This window comes from Rhodococcus sp. 66b (genome assembly GCF_002076325.1).
Lineage (GTDB): Bacteria > Actinomycetota > Actinomycetes > Mycobacteriales > Mycobacteriaceae > Rhodococcus_F > Rhodococcus_F erythropolis.
In genome coordinates this window covers 236,023-256,267 of sequence record NZ_MUZB01000010.1, presented here as the reverse complement: position 1 = coordinate 256,267, position 20,245 = coordinate 236,023, and the positions used below count along the sequence as shown (strand labels likewise).

18 protein-coding genes and 1 pseudogene are annotated in these 20,245 nt (G+C 62.1%); 8 read left to right on the top strand and 11 right to left on the bottom strand.

All coding sequences use genetic code 11. The annotated features are described in order from the left end of the window. Positions 1-55: 55 nt before the first annotated feature. Positions 56-301 (top strand): annotated as a pseudogene (locus B0E55_RS20320) (DUF4440 domain-containing protein); the annotation flags it as partial. Positions 302-330: 29 nt separating this feature from the next. Here B0E55_RS20320 and B0E55_RS20315 read toward each other — a convergent pair. The 3 genes from B0E55_RS20315 to B0E55_RS20305 form a co-directional block, all read right to left on the bottom strand. Further along, entirely contained in the window at positions 331-1,518 is a 1,188-nt protein-coding gene (locus B0E55_RS20315) for a 4-hydroxybenzoate 3-monooxygenase (RefSeq protein WP_020971147.1), read from the bottom strand. A 99-nt stretch (positions 1,519-1,617) separates the two neighbouring features. Then, a complete protein-coding gene (locus B0E55_RS20310; RefSeq protein ID WP_080910330.1) occupies positions 1,618-2,370 on the bottom strand; it encodes an IclR family transcriptional regulator in 753 nt (250 codons plus the stop codon). Positions 2,371-2,449: 79 nt separating this feature from the next. Beyond that, a complete protein-coding gene (locus B0E55_RS20305; RefSeq protein WP_019745793.1) occupies positions 2,450-3,817 on the bottom strand; it encodes an NAD(P)/FAD-dependent oxidoreductase in 1,368 nt (455 codons plus the stop codon). Between the two features lie 123 nt (positions 3,818-3,940). Here B0E55_RS20305 and B0E55_RS20300 point away from each other — a divergent pair, with 123 nt between their 5' ends. The 5 genes from B0E55_RS20300 to B0E55_RS20280 all read left to right on the top strand — a co-directional run bounded on the left by B0E55_RS20300 (position 3,941) and on the right by B0E55_RS20280 (position 9,094). Beyond that, positions 3,941-4,831 carry a LysR family transcriptional regulator gene (locus B0E55_RS20300; protein WP_080910329.1) on the top strand — a complete coding sequence of 297 codons (891 nt, stop codon included), beginning with the start codon at positions 3,941-3,943 and terminating at the stop codon, positions 4,829-4,831. 92 nt (positions 4,832-4,923) lie between these two features. Next, on the top strand, positions 4,924-6,387 hold the full coding sequence (locus B0E55_RS20295) for a benzaldehyde dehydrogenase (RefSeq protein ID WP_070796032.1): 1,464 nt from the start codon (positions 4,924-4,926) through the stop codon (positions 6,385-6,387). 132 nt (positions 6,388-6,519) lie between these two features. After that, positions 6,520-8,037, top strand: a complete 1,518-nt coding sequence (locus B0E55_RS20290; RefSeq protein WP_030243841.1) for an MFS transporter — start codon at positions 6,520-6,522, stop codon at positions 8,035-8,037. Between the two features lie 45 nt (positions 8,038-8,082). Then, entirely contained in the window at positions 8,083-8,430 is a 348-nt protein-coding gene (locus B0E55_RS20285) for a hypothetical protein (RefSeq protein ID WP_019745797.1), read from the top strand. Further along, on the top strand, positions 8,423-9,094 hold the full coding sequence (locus B0E55_RS20280; protein WP_020971151.1) for a Dabb family protein: 672 nt from the start codon (positions 8,423-8,425) through the stop codon (positions 9,092-9,094). Before B0E55_RS20285 ends, B0E55_RS20280 begins: the two co-directional genes overlap by 8 nt. On the opposite strand, the gene B0E55_RS20275 is transcribed toward B0E55_RS20280, so the two are convergent. Both B0E55_RS20275 and B0E55_RS20270 read right to left on the bottom strand, forming a co-directional pair. Then, positions 9,077-10,006: an alpha/beta hydrolase gene (locus B0E55_RS20275; protein WP_031330713.1), complete on the bottom strand. Its 930-nt coding sequence runs from the start codon at positions 10,004-10,006 to the stop codon at positions 9,077-9,079. The two genes, B0E55_RS20280 and B0E55_RS20275, sit on opposite strands and share 18 nt — an antisense overlap. Positions 10,007-10,182: 176 nt before the next feature. Next, on the bottom strand, positions 10,183-11,268 hold the full coding sequence (locus tag B0E55_RS20270) for a TerC family protein (RefSeq protein WP_019745800.1): 1,086 nt from the start codon (positions 11,266-11,268) through the stop codon (positions 10,183-10,185). Positions 11,269-11,493: 225 nt separating this feature from the next. On the opposite strand from B0E55_RS20270, the gene B0E55_RS20265 reads away from it, so the two are divergent. Further along, on the top strand, positions 11,494-11,841 hold the full coding sequence (locus tag B0E55_RS20265) for a hypothetical protein (protein WP_020909514.1): 348 nt from the start codon (positions 11,494-11,496) through the stop codon (positions 11,839-11,841). A 4-nt stretch (positions 11,842-11,845) separates the two neighbouring features. Here the strand turns inward: B0E55_RS20265 and B0E55_RS20260 are convergent, their stop codons facing one another. Further along, a complete protein-coding gene (locus B0E55_RS20260; protein ID WP_021345887.1) occupies positions 11,846-13,078 on the bottom strand; it encodes a PucR family transcriptional regulator in 1,233 nt (410 codons plus the stop codon). 171 nt (positions 13,079-13,249) lie between these two features. On the opposite strand from B0E55_RS20260, the gene B0E55_RS20255 reads away from it, so the two are divergent. Continuing rightward, positions 13,250-14,077, top strand: a complete 828-nt coding sequence (locus B0E55_RS20255; protein ID WP_019745803.1) for an SDR family oxidoreductase — start codon at positions 13,250-13,252, stop codon at positions 14,075-14,077. Here the strand turns inward: B0E55_RS20255 and B0E55_RS20250 are convergent, their stop codons facing one another. Genes B0E55_RS20250 through B0E55_RS20230 form a run of 5 tightly spaced genes read right to left on the bottom strand, consistent with a single transcriptional unit; the run spans position 14,078 to position 20,138 of the window. Continuing rightward, positions 14,078-15,289, bottom strand: a complete 1,212-nt coding sequence (locus B0E55_RS20250; protein ID WP_080910328.1) for a PucR family transcriptional regulator — start codon at positions 15,287-15,289, stop codon at positions 14,078-14,080. Positions 15,290-15,326: 37 nt separating this feature from the next. Next, the gene (locus B0E55_RS20245; protein WP_443216811.1) at positions 15,327-16,904 is read right to left on the bottom strand and encodes an acetyl-CoA hydrolase/transferase family protein; all 1,578 of its coding nucleotides are present in this window, start codon (positions 16,902-16,904) and stop codon (positions 15,327-15,329) included. A 58-nt stretch (positions 16,905-16,962) separates the two neighbouring features. Continuing rightward, positions 16,963-18,606: an AMP-binding protein gene (locus B0E55_RS20240; protein ID WP_021345892.1), complete on the bottom strand. Its 1,644-nt coding sequence runs from the start codon at positions 18,604-18,606 to the stop codon at positions 16,963-16,965. Between the two features lie 14 nt (positions 18,607-18,620). Continuing rightward, complete coding sequence (locus tag B0E55_RS20235) at positions 18,621-19,499, bottom strand: crotonase/enoyl-CoA hydratase family protein (RefSeq protein WP_020971163.1); 879 nt, start codon at positions 19,497-19,499, stop codon at positions 18,621-18,623. A gap of 45 nt (positions 19,500-19,544) precedes the next feature. Continuing rightward, on the bottom strand, positions 19,545-20,138 hold the full coding sequence (locus B0E55_RS20230) for a TetR/AcrR family transcriptional regulator (protein ID WP_020909519.1): 594 nt from the start codon (positions 20,136-20,138) through the stop codon (positions 19,545-19,547). Positions 20,139-20,245: the final 107 nt, after the last annotated feature.

The following is a 20,245-nucleotide window of genomic DNA, read 5'->3' as shown; positions in this document are numbered from 1 at the left end:
ATCGTGCCCGGCCTATGCGTAGGCAGAGGAGCATTCATGACCCCACAAAGACTTCACCGAGATAGGTGCGTCGGGTAGCGTCCGGGACCTACCGTCGACCGTTGAATCACTGCGAAACGAACCCATCGACGGTGACGGCATCGAAGTTCACAACTTGACCGGTCGAATCATCGACGACGGATACGTCCTGACACAGTGGGATTCCGTCCGTGGCATGCGTCGTGCGCGGCGCACATCCCTGTGGCGCCGCGCCCCGGTCGGATGGCAACTGGTACACCATCAAGGCACCCCGCTCCACTGATTACGCACCGCAAAATCTGCGACAACTCTCTAGATCAAGGGCGTTCCGACGTAGTTCTCGGCGATCAGCGTTCGTCCGGCGACCGAACGCGTGACCATGTCCAACTCGGCCAGTTGACGGCGATGCCCGAAACCGCTGTCGTCTGGCAAGCGATGGAGCATCGACGACATCCACCACGAGAAGTGCTGCGTCCGCCACACACGCGGCAGCACCGTTTCGGTGTACCCGTCCAACATCTTTCGGTCGGACGAGGTGAAGAAACTGTCCATTGCCTTCGCCAGAGCGTAAACGTCGGCGATCGCGAGATTCATACCCTTCGCACCGGTCGGCGGCACGGTGTGCGCCGCATCGCCGGCAAGAAACAGGTTGCCGTGCTGCATCGGTTCACAAACGAAGCTGCGGAACTGAAGGATCGATTTCTGAAAGATCCTGCCGTCCTTGATCTCTGCGCCCTCGCCGTCGACGCGCATGTGCAGCTCGTCCCAGATTCTATCGTCGGACCAGTTGTCCACGGAGTCGTCCGGATCGACCTGGAGGTAATGACGCTGCACCTCGGGCGTCCGCGTGCTGATCAGTGCAAACCCACGCTCATGGTTGGCGTAGATCAATTCTTCCGATGACGGCGGAGCCTCGGCCAGGATGCCGAACCACGCGAAGGGATACTGGCGGAAATGATCCGTTCGGATCGACGGTTCGGGAATCAGCTTTCGCGTTTGCGTACGTGATCCGTCGCAACCGGCCACCAGGGCGCACTCGAGCTTCTGGTCGTTTCCGTCCGAGTCGACAAAAGTGATGCTCGGGCGATCCGATTCGTGATCGTGCACTTTCGCGTCGGACACTCCGAACCGAATGTCCCCGCCGTCAGCGAGACGTCGCGCGATCAGATCCTTGAGCACCTCGTGCTGCGGATAGACCGTGACGGCGCGCCCGTCGGTCAGTTCGTCGAACGCGATTCGGTGCCCTCGCCCGCCGAATCGCAGCTCGATTCCGTGATGTTCGAGGCCCTCCCGCTTCAGTCGATCACCGAGTCCGGTCTCGACCATGAGATCAACCGTGTTTTGTTCGAGCACGCCGGCACGAATTGTGCCTTCTACCTCTTCACGGGTGCGACATTCCAGGACTACCGAATCGATTCCCTTCAGATGCAACAGATGCGAGAGCATCAACCCGGCGGGACCACCACCGACGATTCCGACCTGGGTGCGCGAAGAAGACATACAGAGAACTCCTGAGGTGAGTGACGATTGAGACCACCATCGACCACGATCACTCCCCTGAACAGCTGTAATTTCACTCAGTGAAAGACCGAATACGAGCTATCCAAGTCCACCGCCACCAAGCCCGCGTGAAATTCCACGGGCGGCCGCGACCAAGGCCGGCAGCAATGGAGTCGGATCCTGCTCCACCGGAACAACTGTCGAGACCGCTGCGACGACATTGCCGCCGGCTTCGCGGACCGGAGCGGCGACGGCAAGGGTTCCGACGTTCAGATACTCACGGCAGACGACAAATCCGGTGCGTCTGATCTCGTCGAGAGTTGCTCGCAAAATCCGCTCGGACGTAATGGTTTTGGGAGTGAACGACTCGAGACCGGCATGGAGGACGTCGTCGAGAAGTTCGGTTCCGCCGTGTGCGAGGAGAATCAGTCCACCGCTGGACGCATGCAACGGCAATCTTCCCCCGGCGCGACCGACAACGGTGACAGCGCTACGCGAGGACAAGCGCTCGAGGTACAGAGCCTCGGTACCCTCACGAACGACCAACTGCACGTTCTCCCGGGTGACCTCGTACAGGTCCTCGAGAAACGGCAACGCCACCTGTCTGAGCCCGTGCGCCCCTGGAGCAAGAGCGCCGATCTCCCACAACCGCACTCCGACCTGGTACTTGCCGTCACTCCGACGCTCGAGTGCGCCCTCGGCCACCAACTGCCCACACAGCCGATGAACGGTGGGCAGAGGTAAACCGCTGCGACGACTGATCTCCGACTGCGTCAACCGCGGCGATTTCGCGTCGAAGGCACCGAGCACGATAAATGCCCGGCCGATCAACGAACGGTCGCCTGATGCCATTCACACAGTGTGACAGGGCAGTGCCACTAAGAATCCACTGTGACTGACATCAGGCGAAACGTGTTCAGGCGGTGCGGAGCTACGCGGAGTGCGCCAATTCCGGTTCGCGTTCGGTCACCGGCGGCGCGGCCTCGATCTTCATCGGTTCCTGCGCGTAGTGGAAGTGCGGACGACGGTGACCGATGAACGAACCGAACCACGACATCACAGCGACGTACCGGTTGCGGAAGCCCACCAGATACATCACGTGCACGGCCAGCCACATGAACCAGGCGATCGTGCCCTTGAACTCGACCTTGCGGACGCGACATACAGCGCTGAATCGGCTGATGATCGACATGCTGCCCTTGTCGAAGTACTTGAAAGGCGTTCCGGCCTTGACCTTTCCGTTCACAGTCTTCGCTGCGTGACGGCCACCCTGCATCGCAACGGGCGACTGACCCGGCAGACCGTTCAGCGAAGTCATGTCGCCGATGGCAAAGACGTTGGCGAACCCGCCGACGGTCAAGTCCGGATTGATGAGCAGACGACCTGCGCGGTCACTCTCACAACCGGTTGCCTCGCCGAGCACTGCGGCGAAGTCGTTGGCGCGTACACCGGCCGACCAGATGACGGTCTCGGCGTCGATGCGCTTCTCTTCCTTGGTCTTTGCCGAAGAGACCGTGACACCATGCTCATCGATGGCGGTGACCATGGTGTTGAGGACTACCTCGACACCCGACTTCTCGAGCGAGGCCTGCGTGTACTCACTGAGCTTGCCGCCGAAGGCCGGAAGCGCAACGCCGGCGCCCTCGACCATGGTGACCGTGACCTCGTCGGCACTGATGTTGTTGATGGCCTTCGCAAAGTAGCGACGCGCCAGTTCCTTGATCTGTCCGGCGAGCTCGACGCCGGTCGCGCCGGCGCCCACGACAACGAAGCTGAGCAGGTTACGGCGAACCAGCGCGTCGTTGGTGGTGTGCGCTTCCTCGAAGCAACGCAGGATCTGCTTACGCAGTACCTCGGCGTCCTCGACGGTCTTGAGCTTGTAGGTGACCTTTTCGAACTCGTCATGCCCGAAGTACGCCTGCGTGGCACCGGTGGCCGCGATGAGCGAGCGGTACCCAAGCGTGTGGCGGGTGCCCGAGGCTTCGTAGACGACAGTGTTCTCTTCGGCGTTGACCTCGACGACGCGGCCGAGGCGTACGTCGGCGTTGGGGTACTTCTGCAGGATCGTGCGGATGGGCGGAGCAACTTCGCCGGCCGACAGGACACCCGTCGCCACCTGGTAGAGCAGCGGCTGGAAGAGGTGCTCGGTGGTGGCGGAGATGAGAACGAACGGCGTCTTGGACTTCGCGAGGGTCTTGGCCGCGGCGAGGGCTCCGAATCCCGAACCGACGATCACAACCTGAGTCTTCTCGTGTCCAGTCGCGTCGATGTCGGCGCGACCCGCAGCTGTTCTATCCACAACGAACTCCTCAACCAAATTGAAAGTATGACTATTACGGTATGGACTGATCATGGGTCGGGTCCAGCTAGCTGGAGTATTCGCAAGACTGTTATCTCGATTGCTCATAAGTAAGCTGTCCTCATGGACTTCCGCCAACTCAAGTACTTTCTCGTCGTGAGCGAGGAACTGAGCTTCAGTCGCGCTGCCGAACGCTGCTTCATCTCGCAGTCGGCGATCAGCCATCAGGTCGCACGACTGGAGAAGGAACTCGGGGCGACACTCTTCGAGCGCTCGACCCGGGCGGTTCGCCTGGCCCCGGCAGGATCGCGACTGGTGCCCATCGCGCAGCAAGTCCTCAGTCTCGAAACGATGGCGTACTCCGTCGCACGAGACCCGAGAGCCCGGATCCGAATCACCGGAAACATGAGCTTTGCCGCTCAGACGCTGGACGCCATCGCACACGTGCGCGAACTTCATCCGGACCTGGACGTCGAGTTCGTCATCAAGAGCTTTGCCCACCGCATGGATGCTGTGGCCTCCGGTGACGCGGACATCGCCCTGATTCGCGGCGGCGTCGACCGCCCCGGACTCGAACCCTTGGACCTCGGCGTCGAAGATCTGCTGGTCGTCATGTCGAGCCGACACCCCCTAGCCGGCCAGCAAAGCGTCGACCTCAATGATCTGGCCGCATATCCCCTGCTCCTGCCGCCGCGCCAAAGTCAGGTGCTCATTCACAAGGTGGTCGAGGACGCATTCCGCGAGATCGATCGACGCGTCCAACTGGGCCCCGCAATTCCGAGCGATCACACAGCCACGCTGGACGTGATCACCAACCCGCGCGCCTGGACCCTGCTCTATTCGATCACCGCAGGCGAATCTCCGCGCGCTGGAATCAGCTTCATGCGAGAAGCGCACGGCCGCTTGCGCATTCCCGTCTCGGGTGTGACCCGCAGCGGCGCTACCCACTCCACCGAGTTCGCCGATCTGATCCAAGCACTCAAGGACGCCATGAATCCGTCTTTCACTGAGTGAAAGTGTGATGGCGATCGACCCCCTCACAGAGCAACGTGGTGGGCAACCATGTGATGCGGCGCGCGGTTGCATCCCTTTACCGAGGAGCGGCCATGACGCGTTTGCTGAGCGAACCTGTGTGGGAATCGAAGATCTTCGACGGCGAATGGGTTCGCGGTAGCGCCGACGATCGTATTGTCGTCGAGCCGGCCACCGGCAAGCAGTTGACGACGGCCGGCATGGCAACACCCGACGACGTGGCGGCCGCTGCAACAAAAGCTACTGCAGCTCAGAAGAATTGGGCGGCAAGGCCATACACTGAACGAGCCGCCGTTCTACGCCGCGCCGGTCAACTGTTCGAGCAGTACGCCGACGAAATCGGCGAATGGGTAATCCGCGAGGCCGGCAGCATCCCGGCCAAGGCCGGGCTGGAAACCCATACCGCTGCCGAAGAGTGCTACAACGCAGCAGCTTTGGCCGCACACCCTGTCGGAGAGGTTCTGCGCTCGGAGCAACCTCGGCTGAGCTTCTCTCGTCGCGTACCCGTCGGAACCGTCGGCGTCATCGCGCCGTTCAACTTCCCCATCATTTTGTCGATCCGTGCAGTCGCTCCCGCACTGGCGCTGGGCAATTCGGTGATCCTCAAGCCTGACCCGCGCACGGCGATCTGCGGCGGTGTGGTTCTCGCTCGCATCTTCGAAGAAGCAGGCTTGCCCGCCGGAGTGTTCAGCATGCTGCCGGGCGGCGCTGACGCCGGTGAGGCAATCGTGGTTCATCCGAGCGTTCGCGTCATCGCATTCACCGGGTCGACCCGAGCTGGACGCGCGGTCGGCGAACTGGCGGGCCGCTATCTCAAGCGCGCTCATCTTGAACTCGGCGGCAACAATGCGCTGATCGTCATGGATGACGTCGACCTCGAAAAGGCCGCATCTGTCGGCGCTTTCGGATCGTTCATGCACCAGGGACAGATCTGCATGACCACCGGCCGCCAACTGGTCCACGAAAGTATCGCCGCCGACTACACCGCACTCCTTGCCGAACACGCCGACAAGCTTCCGGTAGGCGACCCGTTCACCGGTCAGGTCGCACTCGGACCCATCATCGACGCCAAACAACGCGACCACATCCACTCTCTGGTCAACGGAAGCATCGCGGCCGGAGCAAAACTGGCTGCCGGCGGCACCTACGAGGATCTCTTCTACCGGCCCACCGTGCTAGCCGACACCCCACTGACCGCGCCGGCCTTCGCCGACGAGGTCTTCGGGCCGGTCGCACCGGTGACCTCCTTCGCCACCGTCGAACAAGCCGTCGCCATAGCCAACGATTCCGAGTACGGATTGTCGCTGGGCATTCTGACCTCCGACGCCATGCGCGGACTCGAACTCGCCCAACAGATTCCCACCGGCCTGGTCCACATCAACGATCAGACGGTCGGCGACGAAGCCGTCATCCCGTTCGGCGGCATGGCGTCTTCGGGTAACGGCGGCCGTGTCGGCGGTATCGGTGCAAACCTCGATGCCTTCACGGAAACACAATGGGTGACGGCGCAAAGTGCACTCCCGGTATACCCCTTCTAGAACGAATTCACAGGGCACGTCCCACTCGGTCGCTGACCAGCATTGACGGGATCGATCTCGCGGACTTACCATCCAGAGAAAATTACTTCGCCACATTAAGCATTTTCTCTTGTTGTTCCCGAGAAGGACCCGTTGACGAACACAGTTACGACGAGCAGTGCCGCGAGCCCCAGCGCTACGCCAACTGCCACCGATTCCCCGGACCAGTCCGTAGCAAGATCGCCGCGCCGGGAGGCCGTGATCATCGGCGCTTTGAGCCTGGCAGCGATGATCGTCTCGATGATGCAGACGCTGCCGGTTCCGATCCTGGGACGGATTCAGTCCGACCTCGGAGCCTCGTCCGCCGGCGTCAGTTGGGTGACGACGGCGACCCTGCTTTCCGCTGCCGTCTTCACTCCCCTGCTGGGACGCTACGGCGATCAGCACGGCAAGAAGCGCACCTTGGTCGGCGTCCTCGTCGTCATGGTGATCGGTTCGATTGTCGCGGCATTGGCGCACAATCTGCCACTGCTGATCCTCGGCCGTGTACTCCAGGGAACAGCCACCGCGATCTTCCCTCTCGCACTCTCGGTCTTGCGCGAAGAGATACGACCACAGAAGCTTCCCGGCGCCATGGCCCTGGTCAGCGGAACTCTCGCGTTCGGCAGCGGTCTCGCCCTCGTGGCCACCGGTCTGCTCACATCGGCTCCGGATGCCGACTACCGCAACGCCTTCTGGATGGCCACCGGATTCGCAGTACTGGCCTTGATTGCCGTCGCCACGCTGGTCCCGCCCACCACGCACAAAAGCGGTGGGCGCGTGGACCTCATCGGTGCGCTGAGTCTGGGCGCGGCACTACTTCTGCTTCTTCTGGCGATTTCTCAAGGCCACCAATGGGGGTGGTTGTCGCCCTTGACCGTCGGTGTTTTTGTGGCCTCGATCGTGATGTTCGCAGTCTGGGTGTGGATCGAGAAGATCGTCGACGAGCCGCTTGTCGACATGCGGATGTTCGTCCACCGCCCGGTGATGATGGCAAATCTTGCCGGCGTCGTGGTGGGCTTCGGCATGTTCGCGAACTTCCTCGGGATCTCGTATCTCGCACAACTTCCCCGCGATCTCACCGGATACGGCTTCGACGCGAGCATTCTGCGTGCGTCGGTCGAATTCCTGCTGCCTGGCGCGATAGTTTCGCTGATCGCCGCCCCGATCGGCGGTCGTCTCATCAGACTCCGTGGGCCGCGATTCGTTCTGGGACTCACTGCGATCCTGGGCGCGGTGCCGTTTGCGTGGCTCGCGTTCGACCACACGCACACCGCGTCGGTCATCGGTGCGGGCATGGTGATCGGCGCCGCCCTGAGCCTCGGCTATGCAGCCATGCCCGCCATCATCATGTCCAACGTGCCGCATCATCAGAGCGGCATCGCCAACGGCATCAACTCGATCTCACGTTCCACCGGCAGCGCCATCGGCAGCGCAGTAGTGACAACGATTCTGGCGTCGATGACAATCGCGAACCTCCCCGAAGGGGTTCCGGCGATGCCAAGCGAATCTGCCTTCACCGTCACGTTCGCGACCGCGGGCGTTGCCTTCGTTCTGGTGGGACTGGTGGGGTGGCTGGGGCTGCGACCGGCACGCTCCCCGTCCGCTTCCGAACAACCTCCCGCTGCGTGAGATCGGTAGTACCGCAGAGACTTAGACGGAACGTAGCCTGCGCACATGGCAGGTGAGACTCTCTACGTGATCGACCGGATCGTCACGAATCCCGGATGCGGGCAGAAGTTCGTCGACGAATGGCGTGCCGGCTACCTGCCGAACGCCCGGCGACGCAGCCTGACCCTCGACAACATACTTGTCAGTCCGCCGTTGTGGTCCGAGTACGAACCCAACGTCGTCACTATCACGTGGACCGTCGACGGAGCCTCCGGTTGGTGGGCAATGACTCGTCTGAGTCGCGGCGACACCACGCTTCGGCAGTGGTGGGATGCCATGGAACCACTCATCTGCGAACGTAGCCGCACCATGGCGGCTGCTGCCGACGACGTCGAGGCACTGGCCGATGTATAACGTCGCGAGGGTTGTTTTTGCTGCCGACAGCACGGACTCGGACGGCTGGGCGAATGCGGTGAACACCATTGCAGCAGTGGCAGAATCGTCGGGCGCAGTTCGCCATCTCGTCACCGCTACTCTGCCCGGCGCCATCAACGGCGGAGATCTGATCGTTTATCTTCAGTTCGCGAATGAAGCCGCGTGGCGAGCCGTTAGCGATTCCGTCGACGCAGAACTTCACCACGATGCCATCGAACGCTTTCACGGCGCCGAGTACGTTTCCGGAACCGAGGGTCGCTCGCGCGCCACCGGCCCGAACGGGGTGTACCGAGCGCTGCTGATTCGCGTTGAACCCACTACCTCCGAGGACGAAATCGAACAGTTCGAAAGTGACCTGCTGAAGATGCCCGGGCATATCTCCTCGATCGCTGCCTGGCGACTCAGTCGGGTGAGTGCGGCGACCGGCGCAACACCTGCATGTGACGAAGCACCGTGGACCCATGTGTGGGAGCAGGAGTTCACCGACCTCGAATCACTGCAGACCCAATACCTCGATCATCCGATCCACTGGGGCGTCGTTGATCGATGGTTCGATCCCGAATGCACCGAAGTCATTGTGCGGGAAAGAATCTGCCATACCTTCGGTGAACTGGGCGACGAGATCCTATCGAGCGGCGGCTGATACCTCGCGGATCATCGCCCAAACTTTCTGGCGTGCCGGCTCTGTGAGCGACAATGACGGAATAGTGAGGAACCCGTGAAACAACCCGTCGAAGCGATGATGCTGCACGGGGACGCCGGCCGAGGCAAGCAGTTTCGCGTACTCGTCACCGGACGAGCACGGCGGATCCAGCTCGGCTGTCACGACAACAGCCGCGGGAAGATCGGCGAACGACTCTGTCCGAGTGGGTATCACCCGCACGTCATCTCGGCGTTCGGGAGCATATTGGTCCCAGTACCACTTCATGGCCGTGGTCGTGTTGTAGTGGTCGGTACCGTAGAGACGGTAGGACTCGGTGTCGAAATCGTCGTCGATCACCGGATAGATGAGAACCTGCGCCGCAACCGCCGGCCCCCCACGATCGCGGGCGGCGATGGCAACTGTCGCAGCAAGATTGCCGCCCGCGCTGTCGCCGGCAAGGACTATCTTGCTCGGGTCTGCGCCGTACTGTGCCGCGTGTTTCGCCGCCCACTCCAATGCGGCGTAGACGTCGTCGTGTGCTGCCGGCGCGGGGTGCTCAGGGGCCAGACGATAATCGACGGAGACGACGACGGCGCCAACCCCTTCCGCCATGGACCGGCAGAATTCGTCGTGGCTGTCCAGGTCACAGAACACGAAGCCTCCGCCATGAGCGAAGACGACCAGCGGTATGGCGTCGGAGGAAGTGTGCGGCCGGTAGACGCGGATCGCCAGATCTCCACCGGGGCCCTCGATTGCGAGGTCTTCGACCGTACGCAAATCGGGAAGCCGCTCCAACGGGGCGCGTCGATTCCGAAGCAGAGCACGTAACTCCGACGGCTCGAAGCTGGTGACATCCGGAAATGCGGCGTTGAGCGTGGCCAGCATGGTGATGACTTCCGCGTGAATTGTCATGTGCACTCCTGATCTCGGACGTCGGGCATCCGCCAAGGTAGATCGCGCGGGGGCCGAGTGAGAACACACCTTCCCGATCAGTGGTCTGTTTGGTTACGAGAAGTCGTGAGAAACGAAAAGGGAGACCACACCTCGTTGTGTGGTCTCCCTTTTCGATTAGTTCAGCCGATCAGGCGTCAGCTCCTACTGCGAGCATCCACCTTGTCGTCATCGTCGTCGTGCTCGCCGGCAGCAAGTGCGATGTCGGAAGACTCGACGCCCCCATTCGGGCCTGTCTTCTCGAGGTCGACCGGTGCATCACCGGACGCAACCTCTTCGGCCTCAGGCTCTTGCGGTAGCGGTTTCTTGAGGCTCAGGATGATCGAGCCTGCCAAGACCACGATGATCACCGCGAGGCTGACCAGCGAGGGGATCTCGGGGATCGACGTGCTGATCACCTTGTGGCTGGCCTGCATGATCAGCTTCACGCCGATGAAGGCGAGGATGATCGACAGACCCTTGGAGAGGTAGTGGAACTTCTCGAGCAGACCCGAGAGCAGGAAGTACAGGGCACGCAGACCCAGGATCGCAAACGCGTTACTGGAGTACACGATGAACGGGTCGTCGCTCACTGCCAGGACTGCCGGGACGCTGTCGACTGCGAACACGAGGTCGGCGGCTTCGATGGCGACGACGACGGCGAACAGCGGTGTTGCGACGCGCTTTCCGGCTTCCTTGACGAAGAACTTGGTTCCCGCGTATTCCTCGCGAACCGGCATGATCTTGCGCAGCAGGCGAACTGCCAGCGACGTACCCGGATCGAAGCTCTCGTCGTCGTCCTTGAGCAGCTTGTAAGCGCTGTAGAGCAGGATGGCGGCGAAGACGAACAGGACGGCCGTGAACTTGCTGACCACGGCAACGCCGGCAGCGAGGAAGATTCCGCGGAAGATCAGGGCGCCGATGACACCGAAGAACAGCACACGGTGCTGGTACTCACGGGGCACCTTGAAGTAACCGAAGATCAGGGCGAACACGAAGAGGTTGTCGACCGAGAGGCTCTTCTCCAACAGCCAGGCTGTTGTGAATTCGACGCCCGAGTTCACCCCCAAGGTCAGGGTGACAACCACCGCGAACACGAGAGACAAACCGACCCAGAGTGCACTCCACCAGGCCGCTTCCTTGAAGCCGATGACATGCGCGCCGCGGTGGGCGAGCAAGTCGATGAGCAACATGACGACGATGACTGCGGCGAACGCGGCCCACGCCCACATGGGAACGTTCATCGCTGACCACCTACCCGAATGGCACTGATGACTGCGGTCACGGGGAGCTCCTTCACTGGGTTCGGACGGCCGTCTCGCCGTCTTCTCCAGTGTTCCTTGCCGACTTCTATCCATCCCTGTCGAAATATCGACGACTTTTGTATCTAAAGTTGCCGAGATCATGCAATCTAAAGGTGTTGCATCCGAAACCGCCGTTGGAAGGCAACTTGTTCTAGCCTGGCAAACATGAGCACCTCGTTGTACTACTCCGCCGTCCGCTCCACACCGCTGACCGACGACGAGAAGGCCGAAGTCGACCGACTCATCGCCGTCCACAACGACGAATTTCCGTTCGACTACGAGGTCCTGGACCTCTACCCGTCGGATATCCCCAACACTCTGCTCAACGGCTCGACCAAGATCTCGAGCGATCCGACCGAGGTGATTCCGTCACTCGTCTACTGGTTCAACGCACTGACCGAACTCCGGCGAGCGGTGCCCGACGCCGACTGGGACGTTTCACTCGATGACACCCCCGCAGATTGGGATGACAACTCCGGCTACTCGCTCCCCGGACTCGATGACATGCAGTAGCGAATCACGGCGCCGGCGCGATGGTGGCTCCGTAGCTCTCCAGTGCGATGAGGGCCAACTCCGTCGGCAGCCGACGCTGGTCGACGCTGCGACCCAGTAGCTTTTCGGCCTGATCGAGTCGATACCGCACGGTGTTCTTGTGCAGGCCGAGGGCAGCGGCAGTAGCGGCCGCGGTGCAGTTGTTCTCGTAGTAGACCCGGACGGTGTCACGGATGCGCGTCGTGACGCCGTCCGCGCCGGCCAGGCCTTTCAGTTCCCGAGCCACCAACTCACGCAGTTCGCACAGATCTTCGGTGAGCAGACAGGGAACCTGAACATCCTCGTAGACGGTGATACCCGGCGAGCCCCCGGAACGGACCGCCACGCGCTGCGCGGCGAGCGCCTCGCGATGACTGCGAGCGAATCCTTCCATTCCGTAACCGCTCGCTCCCACTGCAACGCGAAGATCCGAATGCCGGGCATCAACATGTGACGCCCACTCCTGGCCGTCGAAATGCGCGACCCACGACCACAGCTCACGCGCGCCCGAAGGCAAAGTCAGAACACGCTCGCCGTTGGACTCGTCTACGAAGGTACGGGCATACGAGTCCAACCGCGCCAATACGTCTGCAGCCGGGTCGGTGTCGTCCGTCCAGAGAACAAACGCCGTGTGGTGGCGCCGCATCGGATAGTCCAGGATCCGGGACGCTTCGTCGGAGTGAAGGGCTTCGCCCGCGACAATCGCGTGCACCGTCTCGGACCGACGCGCAAAAGCGCCGCGCGCCAAGCTCTCCCGCTCCTTCGCGTACGTCGCGACCAACAATTCGGTGGTCACTTCCAGCCATCTCATCGCCGAACCCCACACTCGAACCAGAAGTGCGCGTTTGAGTTCCGGACCTATCGGGAGTGCTTCTATCGACTCGTCGACGAAACCCAGCATCGCGAGGCGTCCGGCGCCGTAGATCTTGAGCAGGACCCGAAGATCCATACCGCGCCGAGCGACGGTGAGTGCAAGCGCAACCGACTCCGCCGGCGGCGTGACCTCCTGGGAACCGCCCGCGATCGCCGCCACGATGACGCGGAGTTGCGCCGCGGTGCTCGCATCCACATCGCGTCGTAGCTCCCGATCAGCCGCCACCTCGGGATTGGCCTCGGCAATGGCGTCGTCGATGCGTTGGACGAAACCGTCGATCACCTCCGGCTGGAGATAGATGGGTGCGAGATTCGCAATCCAGCCGTCCAACTCCGATGTTTCCATGGCGCCTCCCCGAATTGTGACTTAGTCATAAATCTATCGCCTTGGTTCGGCCAACAAGCCCTATCTACCCAACTTCAACTGGTCCACAATCACATCTCACTGCAGTTTCACGTCGCTGCAGATTTACGTCACTGCAATCCCATCCCTCTAGTTTTTGGAGACGCTCGCGATATGAACAAGCCTTTCGACGGTCAGGTAGTGGTCATCACCGGTGGCGCCAGGGGCATCGGATACGCCACCGCGAAACGGCTCATCAGCCTGGGCGCGAGGGTCGCGATCGGCGACATCGACGAAGCCACTCTCGCGCAGGCTGCAAAAGATTTGGGCATCCGTACGTTCGGGCGTCTCGACGTCACCGACCCCGCGTCGTTCTTCGACTTCCTCGACACCGTCGAAGGTGAACTCGGCCCGATCGACGTACTGGTCAACAATGCGGGCATCATGCCGGTCGGACGGATCGTCGACGAGGACGACACCGTGACCAGACGCATCATCGAGATCGACGTCCTCGGCGTGATCACGGGAACCAAACTCGCACTGCGACGGATGCTTCCACGCGGACGTGGACACGTCATCAACATCGCTTCGCTTGCCGGCGAACTCCCGTGCCCCGGTTTGTCGACGTACTGCGGCGCCAAGCATGCGGTGTTGGGCTTCACCGATTCTGTCCGCAAGGAAGTTCGTGGCACCGGAGTGAACGTCTCGTCCGTACTGCCGACGCTCACCAACACCCAACTCACTTCCGGGACTTCGGGAATGAAGGGTTTCCGTGAGGTTCAGCCGGAGGAAATCGCCGAAGCAATCGTCGGCTTGATCACCAAACCTCGACCACGCGTGCGCATTACGCGAGTGTCCGGACTGCTTGTCCAGGCACAGGGTTTCGTACCCCGACGGCCTTACGAGGCATTGAGCCGACTGTTCGGCGTCGAGACGCAGTTTCTCGGCGACGTGGACACCGCGGCCCGTGCTGCCTACGAGGAACGGGCACGCACCAGCTGATCAGGCCAGCTCCGTGGCCGGCCAGTCGAGCAACTTCGCGCCCAACACGGCAGCGTGGAGCGCGAAGCTGTCGTTGGGGTCGTTGACGTTCTGGCCGGTGAGTTCACGGATACGGTCCAAGCGGTACGTGACCGCCCGGACCGACAAATGCAGGTCTCGGGCGGTCTTTGCCGTATTGCCGCCGGCGGAGAAGTACGCGAGCAGGGTGTCGATCATCGGCCCAGCGCCGCCGCGCGCCTCGAGCAGCGGGGTGAGCAGGGTGTGGATCAGGTCGGTGACCGCCGGCCTGTCGTTGACCAGAACGCGGTAGACCAGCAGGTCACGAGCATCGATGATCGGTGCGGTCAACGACAGGCGCTGCGCCAGGTCCAGTGCGTCGAGCGCCTCCCGGTACGACGCCACGACGCCCGAAGCAGTGGTGCGAGGGCGCCCGACACCGATCTGCCAGGTGCCGTCCAAAGCACGCCGCTGCAACTGAACTCGCCCGTCGTCATCGGTTCCCGGTCCGAGAGCCGACCGAATACCCGCCAGCACGTGGTCGACGGCATCACGGTCCGGCGCCGCGAAAACGACGACCAGTTTGCCGCTCTTGCTGGCAACCAGCGCGTCGGCGTCACCCTTGCTGCCGAGCACGGCACGTTCGACGGCCCGCACCAAGGGATTGTCGTCGGTGAACTCGCGCGTCGCGGTCACCACTGCGACGGCATGCGGACCGCTGAGGTGGAGACCGAATCCCGAAGCACGACCTAACAATCCGACGACATCGGCTCCACCGGTCAACAGGTCGTCGACGAACTCACGGCGTGCCGACACCTGCGAGCGGACCAGAGAACGCCTGGCCAACTGGAATCCTTCGGCCAGTTCAGCGACGGCATCGTCGACGGCGCGGAGCATGACTTCGCCGGCCGAGACGACGGCAGTCGGATCCGATTGTGCCGCAATAACAGCGGGGAGCTCACGCCACAGGCGCCAAGCCGAGGAGAGATAAAGATCGAGCAGGGCTCGCAGGGCGACACCCTGCTGCGCCGCTTCTTCACCGCGGGCACGGAAACGATGCAGCTGACGACGCTGCAGCGGCTTCCCCTCGCATACGGCGACACTGAGCACGTTCAGGAAATCACCCAGCAGTTCGACGGGTAGGCCACCGGCGTCGTCCGCCCCTGCCGCGGCAACCCGGCGGATGGCGTCGTCAGGTACCCCGGTTCGGCTCACCCTCGCATTCTCTCACTGTCAGCGGAATTGCCCGGCGTCAGGAAAGGCGCATCGAACCCGTGTCGATGTACCGCTGATGGAACGAGAATGCCTCGCCCAGGATGTGTGGCGTCTGCCCCGCGCCCGGCTGAGCGTCGGCGCGAGCGATGTAATCGCGGAGCAGTGGCCGGAACTCCGGGTGAGCACAGTTGTCGACGATCAGGCGCGCGCGTCGCCGCGGAGACAGACCGCGCAGATCGGCCAACCCCTGCTCGGTGACCAACACCTGAGTGTCGTGCTCGGTGTGGTCGACGTGCGGAACCATCGGAACGATCGCCGAGATCTCACCCCCGCGGGCCGTCGACGGGCTCAGGAACATGGACACGTAGCCGTTACGAGCGAAGTCTCCCGAGCCGCCGATTCCGTTCATGATCTTCGTCCCCATGACGTGCGTCGAGTTCACGTTGCCGTAGATGTCGGCCTCGAGCATGCCGTTCATGGCGATGATTCCGAGTCTGCGCACCACCTCTGGGTGGTTGCTGATTTCCTGCGGACGGAGCGTGATGTGGTTGCGGTAGAAGTCTATGTTCGCGGTCAGTTCTTCGATGCCCTCGTCGGTGAGCGCCAAAGCCGTCGACGACGCATGCGCGACGGTTCCGTCCTTGATCAGCTTGAGCATCCCGTCCTGGATGACCTCGGAGTAGCAGGTCAGGCCGCGGTACGGCCCCCGATCGAGACCGCCGAGCACCGCGTTTGCGACATTGCCGATGCCTGCTTGCAGCGGAAGCAAGGTATCCGCCGGCATCCGTCCGGCGCGCACCTCGAAGTCGAAGAATTCCAGGACGTGGCCGGCGATCGCCTCACTGACGGCGTCGGGTGCAGTGAGAGGGCTCGCGCTGTCTCGGCAGTCCGTCTCGACAACGGCCACAACCTTCGCGGGATCCACTCGGAATGTCGTCTGGCCGATCCGGTCTTCGACGCGGGTGATCTCGAGAGGCTTGCGATGCGGCGGCAACGCGGTGCCGTAGTAGACGTCGTGGATGCCTTCCATCGCCTCGGGCACCCAGGAGTTGACTTCGAGAATGACCTTGTCTGCGACGTCGAGCCACGTCTTGTTATTGCCGATCGACGCGGAGGGAATCAGTTCACCTGATTCGGTGATACCGGCGACTTCGACGACCGCGACGTCGACGTTGCCGTAGTAGCCCTCCCACACCTGCTGAGCAACGTGGGAGAGATGGATGTCGACGTAGTCCATGCGACCGTCGTTGATGCGGCGACGCGCGGTGGCCTCGGACTGATACGGCATTCGCAGCGCGATTCCGTCGACCTCGGCGAGCAGCCTTTCGGTCTCGGTGGACACCGACGCGCCGGTCAGGAGATTGATCGTGAAGTTCGATCCGTTGCCCCGGGTGTGGTGAATGCGCTCGGCCAGCGCCGGAATGATCACCTTGGGAGTACCGGCGCTTGCGAAACCGCTGATCGCGACCGTGTCGCCGGGGTGAATGAACTTCACTGCGTCGGACGCGGGCATCACCTTCGACGCAAAGGCTGTGGCGCGGATGCGGCTGGAGGTGGCTTTGTGTCCGGTTTCACCGAAGGTTGAACTCACGCCACCAGGATAAACAGGGCACATCGGAGCGATTTACGGGGATAACCCAGACAGAATCGCTCCGACGTGCTATAAGCTCGGGTCAGCTGACGACGCCGTAGGCGCCCTCGCCGACCAGGCTTGCAATTCGATATTTCTGAATCTTGCCCGAGCCGGTCAGAGGAAATGCTTCTGCACTGAACCACTCCTTGGGTGCTTTGTGGCGTGCCAGTCGCTCGGTGCAGAACTCGACCAGTTCGGCTGCGGTCGGCTGGTCGGACTCGTCTTTCCACCTGATGACGGCAACCACCCGCTCGCCCCATACCTCGTCAGGCACACCCACGACCGCCACATCGAGGATCTTCGGATGTGTGAAGATCACGGACTCGACCTCTCGCGGATAGATGTTCTCCCCGCCGCGGATGATCATGTCCTTGAGCCGGCCGGTCACCCGGACGTATCCACGCTGATCCATCGTCCCCAAGTCGCCGGTATGTAACCAACCGTCCTTGTCCACGGTGGCGGCCGAAGCCTCCGGGTTGCGGAAGTATTCGGTCATGACGAGGTACCCGCGCGCGCAGATCTCACCTTGTTCGCCGAGTGGCACGCTGTCCCCGGTCACCACGTCGGAAATCTTCACCTCGACCTGCGGCAACGCGAGACCGACCGTCTCCGATTTGTCTTCGGGGGTGTCGGCGGGGCTGGTCTGCGTGATCACGGGGCTCGCCTCGGTTTGTCCGTAGACGATGCTGAACCCCGCACCGAAGGCCGATTCCACCGTGCTCACGAGTTCGGGCGGGACCGACGACCCACCCGACACGACCACCGAACAGGCCGAGAAATCGCGGCTCGCGAAGCTGGCGTCGTTGATCATCGCGATCAGCATCGTCGGAACTCCACTGACCACGTCGGCCCGAAAGCGTTCCGCCGCATCGAGAACCGCAGTCGGGTCGAAATACTGGATCAGACCGATGGACATTCTTCGCTGTGCGGCGCCGAGGACCAGGATGCCGCACCCAGCGGTGTGGAAGAGCGGCATCGCCGAGACCACCGAACCCCGTTCGGGGAATTGACCTCTCCGACTGACGAAATCGGCATTGTTGACCAGTCCTCGGTGATGCAGCAGCGCACCTTTGGGAACTCCGGTGGTTCCCGACGTGTACTGAATCTGCGCATTGTCGTCAGGAGAGACTTCCGGCAGTGCGCCCCGTTCGCCGGCCCAACCTCGAACCTGACGATCCCAGTCCTCGAAGTTCACTGCCAGAACTTCTGCTCCCGCAATCGAAATCGCCTCGGATGCCACCGCCGCCATGTCACCGCCGCGAAACTTTCCGGTGTGGAACAACCCGCGGGACTGGGACTGCGACAGGACGTACGCCAACTCCTCGGCGCCCAACGCCGGATTGGCAGTCACCAGAACCATTCCGGCGAGCGCGGCGCCGTACTGCAGAATCATCCACTCCGGAATGTTCGGAGCCCAGACCGTTATCCGGTCGCCGCGGTCGAACTGCGACAAGAGGTAGTGCGCGCACCCCTCCGCTTCACCCAGGAGTTCCGCAAAGGTCCAGGTGCGATCCGTCTCGGAGGCACCGGACAACGAATGCGATTGCGTCGGAACCACTTCTCTGATTGCAATCAGGTTCGGCGAGTCCGCGGCGCACTCTCGGAGCAGCCCGCCGACCGTTTGTTCCACTATCGGGTCCGACACGTCCGCGGGGAAGTACGACGTTTCGAGAACACTGCTCATCTCACATCCACTTTCTATCGTGAAGGGGTGTCGGATTCGGGGAGCGGCCCGCCTCCGTCTGGAATCTTGCGGCCGGAATCGCGGTACTGCACCGCGGCGTGAAATCCGTCGCGTTCGGCAAAATCCTTGAACCAGCGCCCTTCCGGCGAGTGGCGCGTGATTCCGTCGAACAGGGTTGCCAGCACCTGGGTACCCTGCAACCCCATGTTGTCGTACGCCTGATTGATCATCATCTTCTGCATTGCCAATTGATTGAGCGGGACACCGGCGATGCGATCCGCCAACGCCTCCACCGCAGCGTCCAGTTCGTCGGCCGGCACCGATTCGAGCGCCAATCCCCAATCGGCGGCGGTGACACCGTCAATGGTGTCTCCCGTCAACAACATTCGCTTGGCGCGTTGCGCCCCGAGGCGGTACACCCACATAGCTGTGGTCGGGCAACCCCAGACGCGAGCAGGCGGGTATCCGATGCGGGCGTCGTCAGCCATGATCAGCATGTCGCAAGACAGCGCAATATCGCTTCCGCCTGCGACTGCATGACCCTGAACTTTGCAGATGGTCGGCTTGAGCGATCGCCAGAGGGTGAAGAAGTCGTCGGTGTTCTGCTTCATGCCCCGAAAGTCCTTGATGGGGTCCCACACCGGGCCTTGATTCCACTTTCCGTCGAGATCTCCTTCGGCGAACTTCTTGAGGTCGTACCCGGCGCAAAACGCCTTGCCTGCGCCTTGCAAGATGATCACGCGAACGTCGTCGTCGTCATTGGCCGCCGCAACTGCATTTCGGATGTCCGACGGCATCCGATCGTCGATTGCGTTGAGCCGATCGGGGCGGTTCAGGGTGATGTACGCCTTACCACCAGAGGTCTCGTATTTCAGGGTCGCAAAATCTGTCATCATCGGTCCTGTCGATCGAGCGCATCTCGAACGAAACGAGTTGCGCTAGTTCTGGGTGAGCAGCAGGCGAACAACGCCCGCCCATTGACTGATCGAACGACGCGCAGAGGCATCGCTCTTGTGTACCGCCCGGGACAACGCCAAACCACGGAGCATCAGCACGGTTAGATCTGCAATTTGCGAATAGTTCTCGGAAGCAACAATTTCAGGCCCGAACGCGTCATGGACAACTCGCTGCAAATCCCGCCCGGCGACGCGCTCCGATTCGCGGAGAACCTCCGCCAACACCGGATCCGTCCGAGCCGCCGACCACAGTTCGAGTTCCGCTTGGAACGGCGGCTGAGTCAACGCCGAATACAAAGCGGAGATCGAATTCTCGATCGTATCCACCGACGGGTCTTGTCGAGACATCGCCGACCTCACCGCCGCCTCGTTCCGCACGACGATATTCGACACCAACGCGGCAGTGAGCTCCTGCATATTCGGAAAGTGGTGCAGGAGAGCGCCCCGACTGACTCCGGCAGCCGTTTGAACCGACTGCGTCGTCAACGACGAATACCCGTCCGCTATCAGTAAATCCGTTGCGGCATCGAGAATCCGGTGGCGCGTGGCTTCGCGCTGCGCGTCACGCAGGGTCACGGTCACACCTCCAGCCTCTCGAGTGGCATGGCTCACAGTTTCACAGTCCATTCAGACTGTCAACGGTCGAAGACCTCCGGCGTACCCTCGATCCACCGGACCTCGGA